The sequence below is a fragment of the Polaribacter sp. 11A2H genome (assembly GCF_011379025.1).
Taxonomy (GTDB): Bacteria; Bacteroidota; Bacteroidia; order Flavobacteriales; family Flavobacteriaceae; genus Polaribacter.
Genome location: NZ_WTLD01000010.1, coordinates 59,709 through 77,841, shown reverse-complemented (window position 1 = coordinate 77,841; position 18,133 = coordinate 59,709). Strand labels below are relative to the sequence as shown.

The following is an 18,133-nucleotide window of genomic DNA, read 5'->3' as shown; positions in this document are numbered from 1 at the left end:
CAACAACAACTAACAGTAAAATGAAAAATCCATTATCGGACAGAATTAACAGTTTACCTGTATCTCAAACCTTAGCAATGGCTGCTAAAACAAGAGAATTAAGAGCAGAAGGAAAAGATATTATTGGTTTAAGTTTGGGAGAACCAGATTTTAATACACCAGATTTTATTAAAGACGCTGCCATTGAAGCTATCAATCAAAATTACAATTCGTATTCTCCAGTAGATGGGTATGCAGATTTAAAAGAAGCTATTTGTGTAAAGTTTAAACGTGACAATGATTTAGTTTATAAACCAAGTCAAGTTGTTGTTTCTACAGGAGCAAAACAATCTATTGCAAACATTGCACAAGTATTATTAAACCCAGGAGATGAAGTTTTATTACCAGCTCCTTATTGGGTAAGTTACTCTGCAATTGCAATTTTATGCGAGGCAACGTATGTAGAAATCCCTTCTTCTATAGAGAATGATTTTAAAATCACTCCAGAACAGTTAGAAGCTTCTATTACACCTAAAACAAAAATGATTTTCTTTAACTCACCAAACAACCCAAGTGGAACTATTTATAGTGAAGCAGAATACAGAGCGTTGGCAGCAGTTTTAGAAAAACACCCACAGATTTTTATCTTATCAGATGAAATCTATGAACATATCAATTACGATTCTAAACCATTTAGTTTTGCAGCAATTGAAAGCATGTACGACAGAACCATTACCGTAAATGGTTTGGCAAAAGCATTTGCTATGACAGGTTGGAGAATTGGTTATATTGGTGCTCCAGAATGGATTGCTAAAGCATGTACTAAAATGCAAGGTCAAATTACTTCTGGTACAAATTGTATTGCTCAAAGAGCTGCAATTACAGCCGTTTTAGCTCCAGTTTCTAAAATTCAATATATGGTAGATGAGTTTAAAACTCGTAGAGATATCATTATTGGTTTATTAAGAGAAATAGACGGCTTTAAAGTAAACGTTCCTGAAGGAGCTTTTTACGTTTTTCCAGATGTTTCTGCATTCTTTGGTAAAACAATTAACGGTTATAAAATTGAAAACGCAAGCGATTTTTCTTTATTCATTTTAGAAAGAGCAAATGTAGCAACTGTAACGGGTGAAGCTTTTGGTACGCCAAACTGTATCCGTTTATCTTATGCCGCTTCAGAATTACAAATTAGAGAAGCAGTAAAAAGAATTAAAGAAGCGTTAAGCTAATCTTTAAAACATATATTTATATTAAAATCCATCTTTAATTAGATGGATTTTTTTTGTTTGGGCGTGCCCTAAAGGTCAGGCTTTTCGCACTCGCTTTTTTGTAAAAACAAAAAGAGCTCAAACAATTGCTTCAATCCTTCACGCAAACCTATATAACAAATTATCAATTAATTACAAAATACATCTTTCTTTAAACAAAATAAATAAAACTAAAAAACCACATCTACCGAAAGACGTGGTTTTAACAAACATTGGGGGACAACTAGGGGATATATTTTTATTCTTTTATAATAAGCTTCTTGTAATATAAGTCAAAGATATTATTAATTAGCATTAAAAATCTTTATATCAGCCCATTAACTTTAAACCTTAGACTACCTGTAACTTTATTACGTTTAATAAAATTCTTTATTCCATTTAAAGAACAACCAAATACACTTTTATTCATATAATTACCAAAACAAGAGACCACTTACGTAAGATATATAATAATAAATATCCCATAATTATTTTCTAATTATGGGATATTATAGGAATTACAATAATAAAAAATCGACTTATTTCATCACTAATTTAACTATTTTATAATTTCTAAAATCATTTCTTATTTTTATAAAATAAATACCAGATTTTAAACCTTCCCTTAACATAGATACCCTATTGTTTCCAATTATTGTTTGCGTTTTAATTTCTCTAATTAAAGAACCAGTTATATTATAAACTTCAATTTTAGTTGTTGCATTTGTTTCTGAATAAAAACTTAACTCCGAGCTATATTTCATTGGGTTAGGTACTAATAACACTTCATTTTCAGCAATAACATTAGTGTCAACCGCTAACGGTCGTGCTGTAAATTGTATGTCTTTTAAATTTAGTTGTTTTTCTAACACTGTAGTTCCATCAGAAGACATTGTAAACACAATATTTACGATATCAGATAAATCCATACTGCCACCTAATGCAGAAACAAAATGAGAAAAAGGAATGGCATAATGACTCTCTGTATCGTTTAATTTTACAGTAGTTCTAAATTGGTTTTCCCAAGCACCTATACTTTCTTTAACAATTGTTATTTCTACATCTCCCGTTCCTTTTGCATCTAATTCCAACGTAGAAAACCTAGATAAATCTACAGCTGTAAACCTAGGTGTTAAAGATCTAAAAGCAGAAACATACGCACTTGTAGTTGCTTTTAAAGCAATATTTCTTTCTACTCTATAACCACTTCCTGTATAAATATTCTCATTTTGTGTTATTGCAAACTCACTAACGGTTGTTCCTTCTGGAGAATCATCTTTTCCCCAAACACCATCTGACATAAATAAATCATCTGGCGTTAAATTGTATTCATTTTCTATTCTAAAACCAATATCAAAAATATTTCCAGTTTCTATAACTAAAGATTCTAAGTAATTACCTTTTAAATCTATTTTGTCATTAAAATACTCTGTAGCTGAAGTTTCAGTTCTTTTAAAACCAGCATCTATTACCACACTTTTACTTCTTCTAACATTAATTAGCTCTAGTTCTAAAGTACCATTAACATACTTCCCTTTTTTAACAAATACAGGTGGCGGAGAAGATGTTTCATAATCTAAAATAGGCTTCTGAATTTCAAACAAAGCCAAAGCTTCTTCTCCTAAAGTTAACAAGTCATCTACACTATTAGACCAGATTTGAAAATTATAATAAGTAGCACCTGCTTGGTATTTATCAATATTCCAATGACTATCTATTTCAAAATTTTTATCACCATTAATCAATCTTCCAGAAAAACTTAACACAAACTCTTTAGTTCCATTACTATTCTTTATAATTGACTTAATAAAGTGTACCCCATCGCCTTCTTGCTCTTCTTCTCCTTCTTCACTTTCTTGTTGAAAAAGTTCTATGGTAGAAACAGACAATAATTCTGCTCCTAACAATCTATCACAAATAAACTTCGTGTGTTCATACACTCCATTTTCTGTTTTAGTAGCCAAGACAACTGCAATCGTTTCTCCATCTTTTACATAATCTACAGAGTAAAGTTCGGTAGCATTTGTAATTGCTATTAAATCTAATGGAGACGATTCTACTGTTGTTGTACCAGCAATTACGTCTAAAGGAATTAAATCTTTTAAATCGAAGTTTATGCTTTTAGCGGCAGACTTCTTATATTTTTTACTTTTTATAACTTTTTTAGCTTTTAATTTATCAAACTTATAATTCCCCTTTTTCCTTAAATAGTTTCTTTGATTGATTTGCTGAGAAAGACGGTCATTACTTTCTAAACCACCATCATTACCACTAGAAACTTGTGGTGCTAATACAGGACAAACAGCTACTCCAGAACACGCTGGATCATCACAATCTATCAATCCATCTCCATCATCATCTAATCCGTTAGAACAATCTTCTTGAGGTACAGGAGCTGTAGGGCACCTTGCTCCATCATTAGAACTACTTGAAGGTCCGTAAGCAAAAAGGTTAGAGTCTAACTGACTTCCTGATTCTAGTGTTTGTACACTTTGAATAACATATACAGTACCCGTTTGATTGGCAGAAACATAAAAACGCCCTGACTTATCAAAATAAACAGCACCATACGTATAGTTTAAACCGGCTAAAATTGGTACTTCTCCTAAATTAATTACTTCTCCTGTAGTAGCATTAATTCTATATAATATATTGGTCTTTTTTTCTACCGTATATAAATGACCATCTACAGAGTTAAAAGCCCAATCATGAACACTAATATTTTTTGACAAGGTTTCACTACTAATATATTTTGTATAGTTCTCCGATTCCGGATTTAAATCTATTTTATAATAACTTGTTCCACCTCCTTTTAAATAGTAGATTCCTTCTGAACTAACATCACCTACATATCTACTAGAATTTGGTAACTCATCTACATAAAAAGTTTCTACATTAAAGTTTTTACCAATTCTTACAATTGTTTTTGCAGGTGTACTTAATGATCCCCAAATGTATCCATCTGCAGGATTATACCCTACTGCGTTAATAGATCCAGGGGTAATATCTTCTTTTACAATATAAGAACTTCCCGAAGCTAAATCTAAAGCATAAATATCATTCCTTTGAAATAAATATGCATTATAATCACAATTAAAAGGTTCTTCTTGTGCTTTTAAAGAAAGCGTAGTTATTATAACCAATAAAAAGGTTATTAACTTAAAATGTTTAGGTAGTTTTGATTCCATCTGTCAGTATTTTTAACAAAAGTATTTTATTTTAAAAAAAAATACTCTTTTGGGGGGTTAATGGCGCTAAAGTGTAGACCAACACTAATATATGAAAAGATAAAGGTTTAACCAAAACTTAATTATATTATAAAAGCCACATTAAAAATGTGGCTTTTATAGATATTTTAAATAAAATAAGGAATACTTAGTCTACATTGTCATGTAAAAAAGAATTATTAGATTTAAAACTAATTTCATCGGTATTCTTTTGAATAGATGTTTTTGTACTACTAATAGGACTATTTGTATCTAAATTTATCCCTAACCTTTTATAAGCTGGCTGACGCTCAATTTCATCAATGTTCTTATTCATTTGATCATTGAATTTATAATTGAAACCTTTCATTGTTTTACGTCTCTCTTCAGCTCTCTTTTGCAATTCAGTAATTGTTAAATCTAAAGGAGAAACTTCTTCACTTTGCGTTTCTATTTGGTTTACTTGTGCCTGAGGAGTTCTTGTTTTTAATTCAAAATTAATTTCCTCTTCAGCAACTTTTCGCTCTACCATACCAGAACTTTTACCTATGGTTGGTTGTGCATCAAAATCTTCTAAAACATAACGCTTTTCTACCACTTTTCTCTCAAAAACAACCTCTTCTGCCTGTATCTCTTCAACCTCCTTAACTTTTGGAGTTTCTACTTGTGCCTGTGGTTTTAAAGGTAAATCAAATAATAAATTAGGTTCAACTGCTTTTAGTTCTTCTACAACTGGTATTTCTTGAACTGGAGTTATGTCTGTAATAACAAAATCATCTTCAGAGGCAACTTCTACTTCAACATCATCATAAACAACTGCCATATTTACAATTTCATTGGTAGTTTTAACCAAGTTTGTTTTTGGCACCACTACTTCCTCTTCTAAAGAATGAACTACTTTTTCCTCTACAGCACTTGTTAGTGGCTCGTTTAAAGAAGGCGCTTTTGTAATTGTTTTTTCACTAAAATCATAGGTAGCTTTTTGCTCATCTTCAAGGGTGTGCACAATTTTTTTTACTTCCGTATTTGTAATTGTACTTTGTTGATCTGCAGCAAAACCTGTAGCAACAATAGTAACAGCAATTGCATCACCTAATTCTTCATCTTCTCCAATACCCATAATAATATTGGCATCATAACCGGCTTCATCTTGTATATAATCGTTTATTTCACCAATTTCATCTAAAGTTACCTCATTAGTACCAGATACAATTAACAACAATACATTCTTTGCTCCTGTAATTTTATTATCATTTAATAAAGGAGAATCTAATGCTTTAATAATAGCTGTTTTAGCTCTAGTCTGACCTTCTTCTTTTGCAGAACCCATAATTGCAGTTCCACTATTAGAAAGTACAGTTTTAGCATCATGTAAATCTATATTTTGTTTATAGTGATGCGTAATTACCTCTGCAATTCCACGAGAAGCTGTAGATAAAACCTCATCTGCTTTAGAGAAACCAGCTTTAAAACCAAGGTTTCCGTAAACTTCACGAAGTTTATTATTGTTTATAACAATTAGAGAATCAACATTTTGGCGCAATTGATCAATTCCTAACTGAGCTTGTTTAGCACGTCTTCTACCTTCAAAGGCAAAAGGCATCGTAACAATACCTACAGTAAGCACATCCATATCTTTTGCAATTTTTGCAATAATAGGAGCTGCTCCTGTACCAGTACCACCCCCCATACCAGCAGTAATAAATACCATTTTGGTTTGGGTATTTAGCATTTGCTGAATTTCTTGCATACTTTCTTTAGCTGCTTGTGCACCCACTTCTGGATTTGCACCTGCACCTAAACCAGAAGTTAAACTTACTCCTAATTGAATTTTATTAGGAACAGGACTGTTTTCTAAAGCCTGTGCATCTGTATTACAGATTACAAAGTCTACTCCTTTAATTTGTTGTGTAAACATGTGGTTTACTGCGTTGCTACCGCCTCCACCAACTCCAATTACTTTAATTGTGTTAGATTGTGTCTTAGGCATGTCAAATGAAATGTTATCGAATTCTGCGCTCATAATAACCGATATATTGTTTATTATTATTTTTTTGATTTTTGTTCTCTTTTCTTAATCTCAATCTTTATTCTGCGTTGTCCAAAAAATCTTTTAAACTTTCTGTAAACTTTTCAAAAAACGACTTCTTTTTTGGTTTAGGTCTTGGAACTGGTTCCGGTTCTCGTTCCTCTTCAATGGGTTCTTCTGCTTTAGTCTCAATTGAATCTTGTACCACAGGTTGTTCTACCTCAGGTTCTTCTATAACCTCAACAACAGGTTTTTGTTTTTCTAAACCTTCCATTAATAGACCAACAGTTGTCGCAAAAGCCGGACTAGATAAAAGTTCATCAGATTCTCCTGCCAAATGTTCATTAGGATATCCAATTCTTGCATCCATACCTGTAATATACTCTACCAACTGGCGTAAGTGCTTTAATTGTGCCCCTCCACCTGTTAACACAATACCTGCAATTAGTTTTCCTTTTGCAGTTTCATGTCCATAATTTTTTATCTCTAAATATACATGCTCAATAATTTCTTGAACTCTTGCATGTATAATTCTTGATAAATTTTTTAAAGTAATTTCTTTAGGCTCTCTACCTCTTAAACCTGGTATAGATACTATTTCTGTTTCTTTATTTTCTCCTGGCCATGCAGAACCAAACTTTATTTTTAATAATTCTGCTTGCTTCTCTATAATAGAACAGCCTTCTTTTATATCTTCTGTAATTACATTTCCTCCAAAAGGAATTACAGCTGTATGTCTAATAATTCCATCTTTAAAAATAGCTAAATCTGTTGTTCCTCCTCCAATATCAATCAATGCAACTCCTGCTTCTTTTTCTTCCTGACTTAACACTGCATTTGCAGATGCCAAAGGTTCTAAGGTTATTTCACTTAAACCTAAACCTGCACTTTTAACACAACGCCCAATATTTCTAATAGAAGAAACTTGCCCAACAACTACATGAAAATTCGCTTCTAAACGACCTCCATACATACCTATTGGCTCTTTAATATCTGCCTGAGAATCTACTTTATATTCTTGCGGTAAAACATGAATAATTTCTTCTCCTGGCAACATTACTAATTTATGAACCTGGTTTATTAAGTCATCAATATCATTTTCATCAATTACCTCATCTGCATTATTTCTTGTAATATAATCACTGTGATGTAAACTACGAATATGTTGTCCAGCAATACCTACAACAACTTCATGAATCTTAACACCAGAAACACTTTCTGCCTCTTCTACTGCTTGCTGAATAGACTGTATGGTTTGCGTAATATTACTTACAACCCCACGTTTAACACCTAAACTTTTAGCTTTACCGATTCCTATAACTTCAATCTTGCCATATTCATTCTTACGACCAATCATTGCTGCGATTTTGGTTGTACCAATATCTAAACCAATTGCTATTTTATTGTTCTCCATTTTGATTTATTTTGCGCACACAACTTGGTTGTGATATTTTAAATTAATCGTTTTGTATTCTTCAATCGTTTTATCTTCAAATGTCTTGTTATAAAACGCTTTTAACTTCTTAAATTTCACATCAATTTCAGATAATTTTCCAAAATCAATTTTATAATTTCCACTTCTCACGGAAAATTGATACTCACCATCGTCAAATTTCTCTATTCCCACGACTTCTTTTCGCAAAAAATCATCCTCTAAAATAAAGGATATTAAAGGTAATATTTCTTTAACTTCCTCCTCTTTTTTAACACCAGAAACCAGCATTACTCTTGCTGAAAAATTACTCGATAAAGGTATTTTTACACCTTGTTTATCAACATAATAAGAATCTTTTTTATTTATAATTCTTGCAACAGGTGTACGCTGTTTTATGATTGTTTTTAGGGTGCCCGATATGGTTAAAAATACTGCTGCATTTTCAACATAAGGGTTTTCAGAAACCGTTTTTTCCAAACTGTATAAATTTATCACAGATTTCGCTTGGTTTTTCACAGTTGTATCATTTTGTATTAACAATTTATCAACCATAGAATGTGTTAAAAATTGATTGTCTCCAGCCTCAAATTCTATAATAATATCTGTTACTTTTTTATTCGAATTTCTTTTTTTAGAAAAACTAGACAAAAAGGCCAAACCTCCTATTAACAAAAGGAATGCTATGTATTTAAAAAACTTCTTAAACTTCATTTCCTATTGCTTTTAAAAGTTCATTACTTACCTCATCAACCATCATACCAATATCACCCGCACCTAACATTACAACTACTTTTGCTGATGAATTTTTAATATCTTTTATTAAATTATTTTTTTTAGTCAGTTTTTTATTCTTACAAACAACTTTATTTAATAACCATTCAGAGTCTACTCCGGCAATTGGTTCTTCTCTTGCAGGATAAATATCTAGCAATAAAACCTCATCGAATTTTGATAATGCAGATGCAAAATCTTCAATAAAATCTTTTGTTCTAGAAAACAAATGTGGCTGAAAAACAACCAACACTTTTTCGTTAGGGTACATTTCTCTAACAGAACTCTCTACAGCATTTATTGCTGTTGGATGATGTGCATAATCATCAATCAATACAAAATCATTTGTTTTGATTTTATACGAAAATCTTCGTTTTACTCCTTTAAAAGTTGATAATCGTTCTTTAATTACCGATAACGAAATTCCATAAACATCTGCCATAGCTATTGCCGCCAATGCATTCATCACATTATGCTGACCTGGTAAATGAAATTCAATATTTTTTATTTCTGATGAAGGTGTTTTCACATCAAAAATATATTTACCGCTTTCTATTTTTAAATTGAATGCGACATAATCTGCAGCTTCATTAACAGCATACGTCAAGCCCTCTAAAGGCAAGCCTTTTGCAACAATTAACGTGTTTTCTACTTTGTTCGTAAACTCAACAAACGATTCGTTTAAAGCTTCTGAGTCTCCATAAATATCTAAATGATCTGCATCCATAGAGGTTACACATGCAATATTAGGACTCAGTTTTAAGAAAGATCGATCAAACTCATCTGCTTCTACAACGCTTACTTTATCATCCCCTAAAATTAGGTTAGAATTATAGTTTTCTGCAATTCCACCTAAAAAGGAAGTCGCATTAGCTGTATTCATAATATGACCTAAAATAGCAGAAGTCGTAGTTTTACCATGTGTCCCCGCAACCGCTAAACAGAAAGTTGTTTCCGTTATTTTCCCTAAAATTTCAGCTCTTTTTAAAACTGTAAAGCCATTATCTAAAAAATAACTTAGTTCAGCATGATTTTTAGAAACGGCAGGCGTATACACTACCAACGTTTTTTTACTATCTAAAAATGAAATAGGAATATTTTTTACAGCATCTTCAAAATGAATTTCAGCACCCAAATCTTCTAAATCTAAAGTAATTTGAGTTGCAGTTTTATCATAACCAGCCACACTTTTCCCATTAGACGCAAAGTAACGAGCAATTGCACTCATTCCTATGCCTCCAATTCCGACAAAATAAATATAAGCCCATCCTAAATCCTTCCCAAAGGGAAGGACTTGCTCACTGTTATGTATTTTTCTATTTATCAATTTTACTATTTAAATATTTATATCTCTTTATTTTCAAATTTTCACTTCGCTTTCTCTCACAGATTTCACAATCATATTTCTTCCCATTGGGAAGATTAAGATGGGCTATTTAATAATTTTTCTACTTCATTAACAATAGCTGTTGTTGCTCCTGGAAGCGCTAATTCTTTTATATTTTCAGATAAATTACTTTGTTTTCCTTTATCTTTTAATAATGTTTCAAAAACGATTGGAAATGATTCCAATTCACTTTCCTTCAACAAAATTGCACCATGTTTATCTGCAATTGACTTTGCATTTTTTGTTTGATGATCTTCCGACACATTTGGTGAAGGAATAAACAATACCGGCTTACCCACAATACACAATTCTGAAACCGAACTTGCGCCTGCTCTAGAAATAATAATATCCGATGCAGCGTAGGCAAAATCCATTCTATTTACAAACTGATGTACTTGAATATTTTCTGTTTCGTTGTATTTTTTATATTCTTCAAAATATAATTTACCACATTGCCAAATAACCTGAACCCCTTGTTTTTTAAAGAATTCTAGATTAGCTTCCACCAATTGATTAATTTTTCTTGCTCCTAAACTACCTCCTAAAACTAAAATAGTTTTTTGCTCTTTTTCTAATTTAAAAAACAGTTTTCCTTCGGCTGTTTTAGAATGAATAGATAATAAATCTTGACGAACAGGGTTTCCTGTTTTTACAATTTTATCAGCAGGAAAAAAACGTTCTAAATTATCATAAGCAACACAAATTTTGTGCGCTTTTTTACTTAATAATTTATTGGTAATTCCAGGAAACGAATTCTGTTCTTGTATTAAAGTCGGAATTCCCTTTCTATTAGCCATTATTAAAGTTGGCCCACTTGCAAAACCACCTGTACCAATTGCTACATCTGGTTTAAATTTTCTAATAATCTTAGAAGCATTCCATAAACTACTGATCAACTTAAAAGGAAAAGACAAATTGTCTATAGTTAACCTTCTTTGTATTCCAGAAATCCACAATCCTTTTATTTCATATCCCGCTTGCGGAACTTTTTCCATTTCCATTTTATCCTTTGCGCCTACAAATAAAAATTTTGCATTTGGGTAACGCAACTTTAATTCGTTTGCAATAGCAATAGCAGGATAAATGTGCCCTCCTGTACCTCCTCCAGAGATTAATATATTAATCGAGTGTTTCATGAAGTATGTTTAAAGGGTTATCATCTAAAATATCTTCTTCTGTTTCTTCTTTGGAAGCACTTACACTTAAAATCATCCCTAATGCAAAACAGGTCATCCAAATAGAAGTACCACCACTACTAATTAGCGGTAAAGTTTGCCCCGTTACCGGGAATAAATTAGTTGCAACTGCCATATTTATGGAAGCTTGAAAAATGATTGGAAGTCCAACTCCCAACACTAACAACGTGCCAAAAATTGTAGTTGTTTTTCTAATGACTACAAAAATTCTAAACAGTAAAATAAAATAGATGGATACTATTAAAAATCCACCAACTAAGCCATATTCTTCTACAATTATTGCAAAAATAAAATCTGATGTAGATTGTGGTAAAAAATTCTTTTGAACACTTTTACCCGGACCAACACCAAATGTTTCCCCCATAGCAATTGCTATTTTTGCTTTCTCTACTTGATATTGCTCCTTGCCGTCATCATCAGAAAAACTAGCGATTCTGTTTTCCCAAGTTTGCACTCTATTTGGCATTAAATCTGGAAATGCTTTGGCTGCTAAAATAAAAATTAACAACAAACCAATTCCTGCTCCTATTATAAATCCTAAGTACTTAACTGGATAACCACCAATAAAAGTTACAATTAAAATCATGGTAAAAATAATGGCTGTTGTAGAAAAGTTTGCTGGTAAAATTAAAACTAAAACAACTGCAACTGGCAACCACAATTGCCACAAGCTATCTTTAAAACCAATTGTGTTATCCTTATTTTTAGACAAATACCTTGCTACATAAACCATTAACACTAAACCTGCCAAAGTAGAGGTTTGAAAACCAATTCCACCAATACTAATCCATCTACTTGCATTTGCTCCCCCAATTGTTGTACCCTGAGACAGCGTATAAATCAATAAAAAGACAATTACAGGAAGCATGATAACTGAGCCACCAGAGAAAAATCGATAAGGCACTTTGTGAACTCCGTAAATAATAGCAAAACCCATTATTAACAACACAATATGCTTTATCAAATACCCAAAAGAAGAACCAGAACCAACAACATACTCCAAGTTTGTGCTTGCGCTATAAACTGGCATAAATGAGAATATTGCCAAAATAGCAACAATTGCCCAAATGGTTTTATCTCCTTTTATATATTGAAAAATGGTTTTCATTAAATAGTACTTAAATTTCTAAAATATTAAACTTTACCTTATAATTAAACGCATAAATAATTACACGAATAAACAATTTTTATAAACTTCTTACTGCCTTCTTAAATTGACGACCTCTATCTTCATAATTATCAAACAAATCGAAACTTGCACATGCTGGCGACAATAAAACAGCTTCTCCACTTTCTGCTAATTTGTGAGATACTTTTACAGCTTCTTCTGCCCCTGCAGTTTCTACTATAATATCTACCACATTACCAAAAGTGTTTTTAATTTTATCGTTATCAATACCTAAGCAAACAATTGCTTTTACTTTTTCTCTTACCAAAGGCAACAAATCATTATAATCGTTCCCTTTATCTACACCACCAACAATCCAAACAGTGGTTTTCTCCATGCATTCTAACGCATAATACGTTGCGTTTACATTAGTAGCTTTAGAATCATTTATATACTCTACGCCTCTAACTTTTGCTACATTTTCTAAGCGATGCTCTGCTCCTTCAAAATCTTCTAAACTCTCTATTATAACTTGCTTTCTAGCTTTTAACAATTGAGCTGCCATAGTAGCTGCCATAGCATTTTTTGTATTGTGTTTTCCTTTTACTGATAAAGTTGATAACGGCATGTTAATTTTGTCTTTATTTATATTGATAATAATATTGTTGTCTTTGATATACGCTCCATACTCTAATTCTTTTTCAAGCGAAAACGGAACTAATTTCGCGCTTGTTTTATGTTCTTTTAACCAATTATTGATTGCCTCATCATCTGCATCATAAATTAAATAATCGGTTGCTGTCTGATTCTTTGTGATTCTAAATTTTGAATCTATATATTTATTAAAATCGTATTCGTACCTATCTAAATGATCTGGTGTAATGTTTGTTAAAATTGCAATATGACTATTAAAATTTTCTATTCCGTCTAACTGAAAACTACTTAACTCTAACACATAGTTTTCATAAGACTCTTCAGCAACTTGTTGCGCAAAACTGTCTCCAATATTACCTGCAACACCTACATTTAATCCTGCTTTTTTTAAAATATGATGCAGTAATAATGTTGTGGTTGTTTTTCCATTAGAACCTGTAATACCAACAATAGTTGCGGCTGTAAACTGCGCTGCAAATTCAATTTCTGAAACAACAGGAATTGAATTTTCTTTTAATTGCAGAATTAAAGCAACCGTATCTGGAATTCCAGGACTTTTCATCACTACATCAGCATTTAAAATTTTGCTTTCTGTATGTTGATTTTCCTCAAAATCGATCTCGTTATTTAAAAGAACTTCTTTATACTCTTTTGCTATTTTATTTTTATCTGAAACAAAGACCTCGTATCCTTTTTGTTTTCCTAAAAGCGCTGTACCAACACCACTTTCTCCACCACCAAGAATTACAAGCCTTTTCATTTATCTTAATTTTAAAGTAACAATTGTAAATACTGCTAGCAAGATTCCAATAATCCAAAAACGGACTACAATTTTACTTTCGTGATAGTTTGATTTTTGATAATGATGATGTAAAGGCGCCATTTTAAAAATTCTTCTTCCTTCTCCAAATTTCTTTTTGGTATACTTAAACCAAGAAACCTGCATAATTACCGAAAGGTTTTCTATCACAAATATTCCTGCTAAAATTGGCAACAATAATTCCTTACGAATAGCAATTGCAATAACTGCTATAATTCCACCAATTGTTAAACTCCCCGTATCTCCCATAAAAACCTGAGCAGGAAACGTGTTGTACCACAGAAAACCAATTAATGCTCCTGCAAACGCCAATATAAAAACAGTCATTTCACCAGAGTCTGGTATATACATAACGTCTAAGTAATCTGCAAAAATGATATTACCAGAAACCCATGCAAACACTGCTAAGGTTAACACTATTATGGCAGATGAACCGGTAGCTAAACCATCAATTCCATCTGTTAAATTTGCACCATTTGAAATTCCTGTTACAATAAAAACAGTTACAAAAATGAAAACAATCCATCCATACTTCTCGTATCCATCACCTAAAAAACTGAAGGCTTTTGAATACTCTAATTCATTATCTTTAAAAAATGGCACTGTAGTTTTAGTAGATTTATGCGCTTCTCCAAAAACAATTTTTCGTCCATCTTTATTTACTATTTGCTGCTCTTTTGGTAATTGCTCCTTTATGGTAACTCCATCATTAAAATATAACATAGAACCTACAATAACACCTAAACCAACCTGACCTAAGACTTTAAACTTACCGCTTAAACCACCTTTATCTTTTTTGAAAACTTTTATATAATCGTCTAAAAAACCAATTAACCCCATCCAAACGGTAGTAATAATTAATAAAATCACATAGACATTATCTAATTTAGCCAATAATAAAACCGGAATTAAAGTTGCTAAAATGATAATAACACCCCCCATTGTTGGCGTACCAGTTTTTTGTTTCTGCCCGTCTAAACCTAAATCTCTTACCGTTTCTCCTACTTGCTGGTTTCTTAAAAAATCTATAATTCTTCTACCATAAATTGTTGAAATTAATAATGATAAAATAAAAGCTCCCGCTGCTCTAAATGTGATAAACTGAAACAATCCAGCACCAGGGAAATCCATTATATTTTTTAAATATTCAAATAAATAATATAGCATTCTTAATTATTTTTTAATTGCTTGAAACAGTTCTTTACTTCTTCTAAATCATCAAAATGAGCTCTCACTCCATTAATTTCTTGATAATTTTCATGTCCTTTTCCTGCTATTAGTATAATATCTCCACTTTCAGAAAACTTACACGCAGTTTTTATTGCCTGTCTTCTGTCTAAAATTGACAATGTTTTTTTATAATTTTCAGCAGCAATACCTACTTCCATTTCATCTAAAATAGTCTGTGCGTTTTCCGTTCTAGGATTGTCTGATGTAAAAATCGCCTGACTACTTAACTGAGAAGCAATATGTGCCATTTTTGGTCTTTTAGTAACATCTCTGTCGCCACCACAACCAACAACTGTTATCAGTTTTTCATTACCAGTTCTAATATCATTAATGGTTTCTAGTACATTTTTTAAAGCATCTGGCGTATGTGCATAATCTACAATTGCCGTAACTCCATCTTCTGATATAACATACTCAAAACGACCACTTACATTTTCTAACTGACTGATAATTGTTAAAATTTCTAATTTCTCTAATCCTAACAATTCTGCTGTTGCAAAAATTGCTAATAAGTTAGATGCGTTAAACTGACCGATTAACTTAGTCCAAACTTCTGTTTCATTTATTTTTAAAAGTGTACCCGAAAACTGCTTTTCTAAAATCTTAGCCTTATAATCTGCTAATGTTTTTAAAGCATAAGTCACTTTTTTTGCTTTCGTATTTTGCAACATAAAGTCGCCATTTTTATCATCGATATTGGTAAGCGCAAATGCAGCTTTAGGTAATGAATCGAAAAACTTTTTCTTTACATCTCTGTATTCTGCAAACGTTTTATGATAATCTAAATGATCGTGCGATAGGTTTGTAAAAATTCCACCAGCAAACGTTAATCCCTCTGTTCTTTCCTGATGAATTCCATGAGAACTCACTTCCATAAAACAATAATCTACACCTGCATCAATCATTTTATCTAAATAACTGTTGATAGTCACAGAATCTGGAGTTGTATGCGTTGCTTTAAACTCAACATCATCAACCAAAATTTTTACTGTTGAAAGCAAACCTACTTTATAACCTGCTTTTTTAAATAATTGATACAAAAGTGATGCGATCGTAGTTTTTCCATTTGTACCCGTAACACCTACTAAAGGCATCTTTTTTGACGGATTTTCATAAAAATTAGACGCCATTATCGCCAAAGCAACATTCGCATCTGCTACCTGAATATATGTAATTCCTGTTTTTTTATCCGCAGGAAAATCTTCACAAATAATTGCTATTGCACCTAAATTAATTGCTTTATCAATATATAAATGACCATCTACTGAAACTCCTTTTTGAGCAATAAAAACATCATTCTTTTCAATCTTCCTAGAATCGAAAACAACAGCATTTATCTCAATATCTGTACCTCCAAATACTTGATCAATAGCAACCTGATATAATATGTCTTTTAAATTCTTCAGTTTATGAAAGTTTTAAAATAATGGTTCGTCCTTTAACTAATTTCTCTCCTTTTCTTAGTGATTGAGACTTCACTTTACCAACACCTGTAAACTGTACCTTTAATCCGATGTTTTCTAACAAAGCCAAAGCATCCATACCAGACATTCCTCTAACATCTGGAACCTCTTGATACTCCTTATTTATTTCTTTATCAAAATCTAAATACTCTTTATCTATAGCTGCAAATTCTATTTTATCATCCACAGATTGATTATCTATAGGAGTTGTTGTATAAATCTTCTGTGCAATTTCCTTAAAAACAGGTCCAGCAACTGTTGCACCATAATAACCTTTCTTTTTCTTCGGATCATGAATAACCACAATACAAGAGTATTTTGGATTATCAGCAGGAAAAAAACCAGCAAAAGAAGCTACATAACGTTTACTTGAATAAAAACCGCCTTCCCACTCACCTTTACTATTTTTAGTTCTAGGAACGTATTTTTTAGCAGTACCTGTTTTACCTGCCATAGAAAAATTAGGAGAATAAATACCTCTACCAGTACCTTTTTCTACCACGTTTTCCAACACTTTTTTCAACTTACTTAAAGTTTCATCAGAAGCTATTTTCGGATTTAAAACCTCTGTTTTAAAAACCTTTTCAACCTTATCTTCTTTTCTTAATTCTTTTACAAATCTTGGCTTTACCATTACACCATTGTTTGCAATAGCATTATAAAACATTAACGTTTGCATTGGTGTTATAGAAATACCATATCCCCAAGACATCCATTCTAATGAAATTTTACTCCATTCTTTATCTTTTGGATTTGGTATGTAAGGTTTCCCTTCTCCTTTTATCTGAAAACCAATTGGTTTTGTAAAACCATATTCAGCTACCTTATCATAAAACCTTTGAGGATTTTTATCATAATATTTCTGAATCACTTTTACCACACCAACATTAGAAGAAACCTCTAAAATTCGTCCAACAGAAATCTTTCCATAACCACCGTGATGAGAATCTTCTACTTTTCTTCCATTTATAAAAATTCTACCTTTTTCTGTATCTATAACCGTAGACGTATCTACAACCTTATCATCTAACGCAATCATCATGCTCGCTAACTTAAAAGTAGAACCAGGCTCATGACTTTCCCAAACGGCATAATTTCTTTTCTCGTAATACGTTCCTTTAGAAGTTCTTCCTAAATTAGAAATTGCTTTAATCTCTCCAGTCGCAGTTTCCATAACCACCGCACAACCATGTTCTGCTTCAAAATACTCTAACTTATCTAACAAAGCATGATGCGTAATATCCTGAATATTAACATCTATGGTTGTTATAATATCATGTCCATCAACTGGCTCTCTTTCATTTACATCATTTATTGGTTTCCACTGATTTTTAGCAATTTTCTGCTTCCATCTTAAACCATTTTGACCTTGCATATAATCTGCAAAAGCACCTTCTATCCCCGCCTCACCTCTAAAATCATCATACCCAATAGTACGTTCTGCAATTTTACCAATAGGATGTGCTCTTACCGTTTTGTGCTCCGCAATAAAACCACCGCTATAAACACCTTTATTAAAAATAGGAAATTCTTTAACCTTCAAATAATCTGTATACCCTACATTTCTAGCAATTAACAAATACCTGTTTCTTCTCTTTTTTTTTTTTT

At 31.9% G+C, this 18,133-nt stretch carries 12 protein-coding genes; 1 reads left to right on the top strand and 11 read right to left on the bottom strand.

Features of this window, described 5'->3' with window-relative positions:
• Positions 1–20 precede the first annotated feature (20 nt).
• Positions 21–1,208 carry a pyridoxal phosphate-dependent aminotransferase gene (locus tag GQS58_RS13110; RefSeq protein WP_205860434.1) on the top strand — a complete coding sequence of 396 codons (1,188 nt, stop codon included), beginning with the start codon at positions 21–23 and terminating at the stop codon, positions 1,206–1,208.
• Positions 1,209–1,765: 557 nt separating this feature from the next.
• On the opposite strand, the gene GQS58_RS13105 is transcribed toward GQS58_RS13110, so the two are convergent.
• The 11 genes from GQS58_RS13105 to GQS58_RS13055 form a co-directional block, all read right to left on the bottom strand.
• Positions 1,766–4,414 (bottom strand): T9SS type A sorting domain-containing protein, encoded by a 2,649-nt coding sequence (locus GQS58_RS13105; RefSeq protein ID WP_166386602.1) that lies wholly within the window; start codon positions 4,412–4,414, stop codon positions 1,766–1,768.
• Positions 4,415–4,601: 187 nt separating this feature from the next.
• Positions 4,602–6,455, bottom strand: a complete 1,854-nt coding sequence (gene ftsZ, locus GQS58_RS13100; protein WP_166386600.1) for a cell division protein FtsZ — start codon at positions 6,453–6,455, stop codon at positions 4,602–4,604.
• 64 nt (positions 6,456–6,519) lie between these two features.
• Positions 6,520–7,875, bottom strand: coding sequence for a cell division protein FtsA (ftsA, locus tag GQS58_RS13095; protein ID WP_166386598.1), 1,356 nt, complete (start codon positions 7,873–7,875; stop codon positions 6,520–6,522).
• Between the two features lie 6 nt (positions 7,876–7,881).
• Entirely contained in the window at positions 7,882–8,607 is a 726-nt protein-coding gene (locus GQS58_RS13090; RefSeq protein ID WP_166386596.1) for a cell division protein FtsQ/DivIB, read from the bottom strand.
• Complete coding sequence (gene murC / locus GQS58_RS13085) at positions 8,597–9,979, bottom strand: UDP-N-acetylmuramate--L-alanine ligase (protein WP_317168388.1); 1,383 nt, start codon at positions 9,977–9,979, stop codon at positions 8,597–8,599. Before murC ends, GQS58_RS13090 begins: the two co-directional genes overlap by 11 nt.
• A gap of 110 nt (positions 9,980–10,089) precedes the next feature.
• Positions 10,090–11,190 carry an undecaprenyldiphospho-muramoylpentapeptide beta-N-acetylglucosaminyltransferase gene (gene murG, locus GQS58_RS13080; RefSeq protein WP_166386594.1) on the bottom strand — a complete coding sequence of 367 codons (1,101 nt, stop codon included), beginning with the start codon at positions 11,188–11,190 and terminating at the stop codon, positions 10,090–10,092.
• Positions 11,174–12,358 carry an FtsW/RodA/SpoVE family cell cycle protein gene (locus GQS58_RS13075; RefSeq protein WP_166386592.1) on the bottom strand — a complete coding sequence of 395 codons (1,185 nt, stop codon included), beginning with the start codon at positions 12,356–12,358 and terminating at the stop codon, positions 11,174–11,176. The genes murG and GQS58_RS13075 overlap by 17 nt, the downstream gene beginning before the upstream one ends.
• A gap of 79 nt (positions 12,359–12,437) precedes the next feature.
• Positions 12,438–13,772 (bottom strand): UDP-N-acetylmuramoyl-L-alanine--D-glutamate ligase, encoded by a 1,335-nt coding sequence (gene murD, locus GQS58_RS13070; protein ID WP_166386590.1) that lies wholly within the window; start codon positions 13,770–13,772, stop codon positions 12,438–12,440.
• Complete coding sequence (gene mraY / locus GQS58_RS13065) at positions 13,773–14,999, bottom strand: phospho-N-acetylmuramoyl-pentapeptide-transferase (protein WP_166386588.1); 1,227 nt, start codon at positions 14,997–14,999, stop codon at positions 13,773–13,775.
• Between the two features lie 2 nt (positions 15,000–15,001).
• A complete protein-coding gene (locus GQS58_RS13060; RefSeq protein ID WP_166386698.1) occupies positions 15,002–16,468 on the bottom strand; it encodes a UDP-N-acetylmuramoyl-L-alanyl-D-glutamate--2,6-diaminopimelate ligase in 1,467 nt (488 codons plus the stop codon).
• Position 16,469: 1 nt separating this feature from the next.
• Positions 16,470–18,133 (bottom strand): penicillin-binding protein (locus GQS58_RS13055; protein WP_240914616.1); only part of this gene is annotated, 1,664 nt, incomplete at its 5' end.

Excerpts from the sequence above, each read along its gene's own strand:
- ftsZ (WP_166386600.1), bottom strand. The coding sequence starts at position 6,455 with ATGAGCGCAGAATTCGATAACATTTCATTTGACATGCCTAAGACACAA.
- ftsA (WP_166386598.1), bottom strand. The coding sequence starts at position 7,875 with ATGGAGAACAATAAAATAGCAATTGGTTTAGATATTGGTACAACCAAA.
- mraY (WP_166386588.1), bottom strand. The coding sequence starts at position 14,999 with ATGCTATATTATTTATTTGAATATTTAAAAAATATAATGGATTTCCCT.
- murD (WP_166386590.1), bottom strand. The coding sequence starts at position 13,772 with ATGAAAAGGCTTGTAATTCTTGGTGGTGGAGAAAGTGGTGTTGGTACA.
- GQS58_RS13090 (WP_166386596.1), bottom strand. The coding sequence starts at position 8,607 with ATGAAGTTTAAGAAGTTTTTTAAATACATAGCATTCCTTTTGTTAATA.
- GQS58_RS13105 (WP_166386602.1), bottom strand. The coding sequence starts at position 4,414 with ATGGAATCAAAACTACCTAAACATTTTAAGTTAATAACCTTTTTATTG.
- murG (WP_166386594.1), bottom strand. The coding sequence starts at position 11,190 with ATGAAACACTCGATTAATATATTAATCTCTGGAGGAGGTACAGGAGGG.
- GQS58_RS13075 (WP_166386592.1), bottom strand. The coding sequence starts at position 12,358 with ATGAAAACCATTTTTCAATATATAAAAGGAGATAAAACCATTTGGGCA.
- GQS58_RS13110 (WP_205860434.1), top strand. The coding sequence starts at position 21 with ATGAAAAATCCATTATCGGACAGAATTAACAGTTTACCTGTATCTCAA.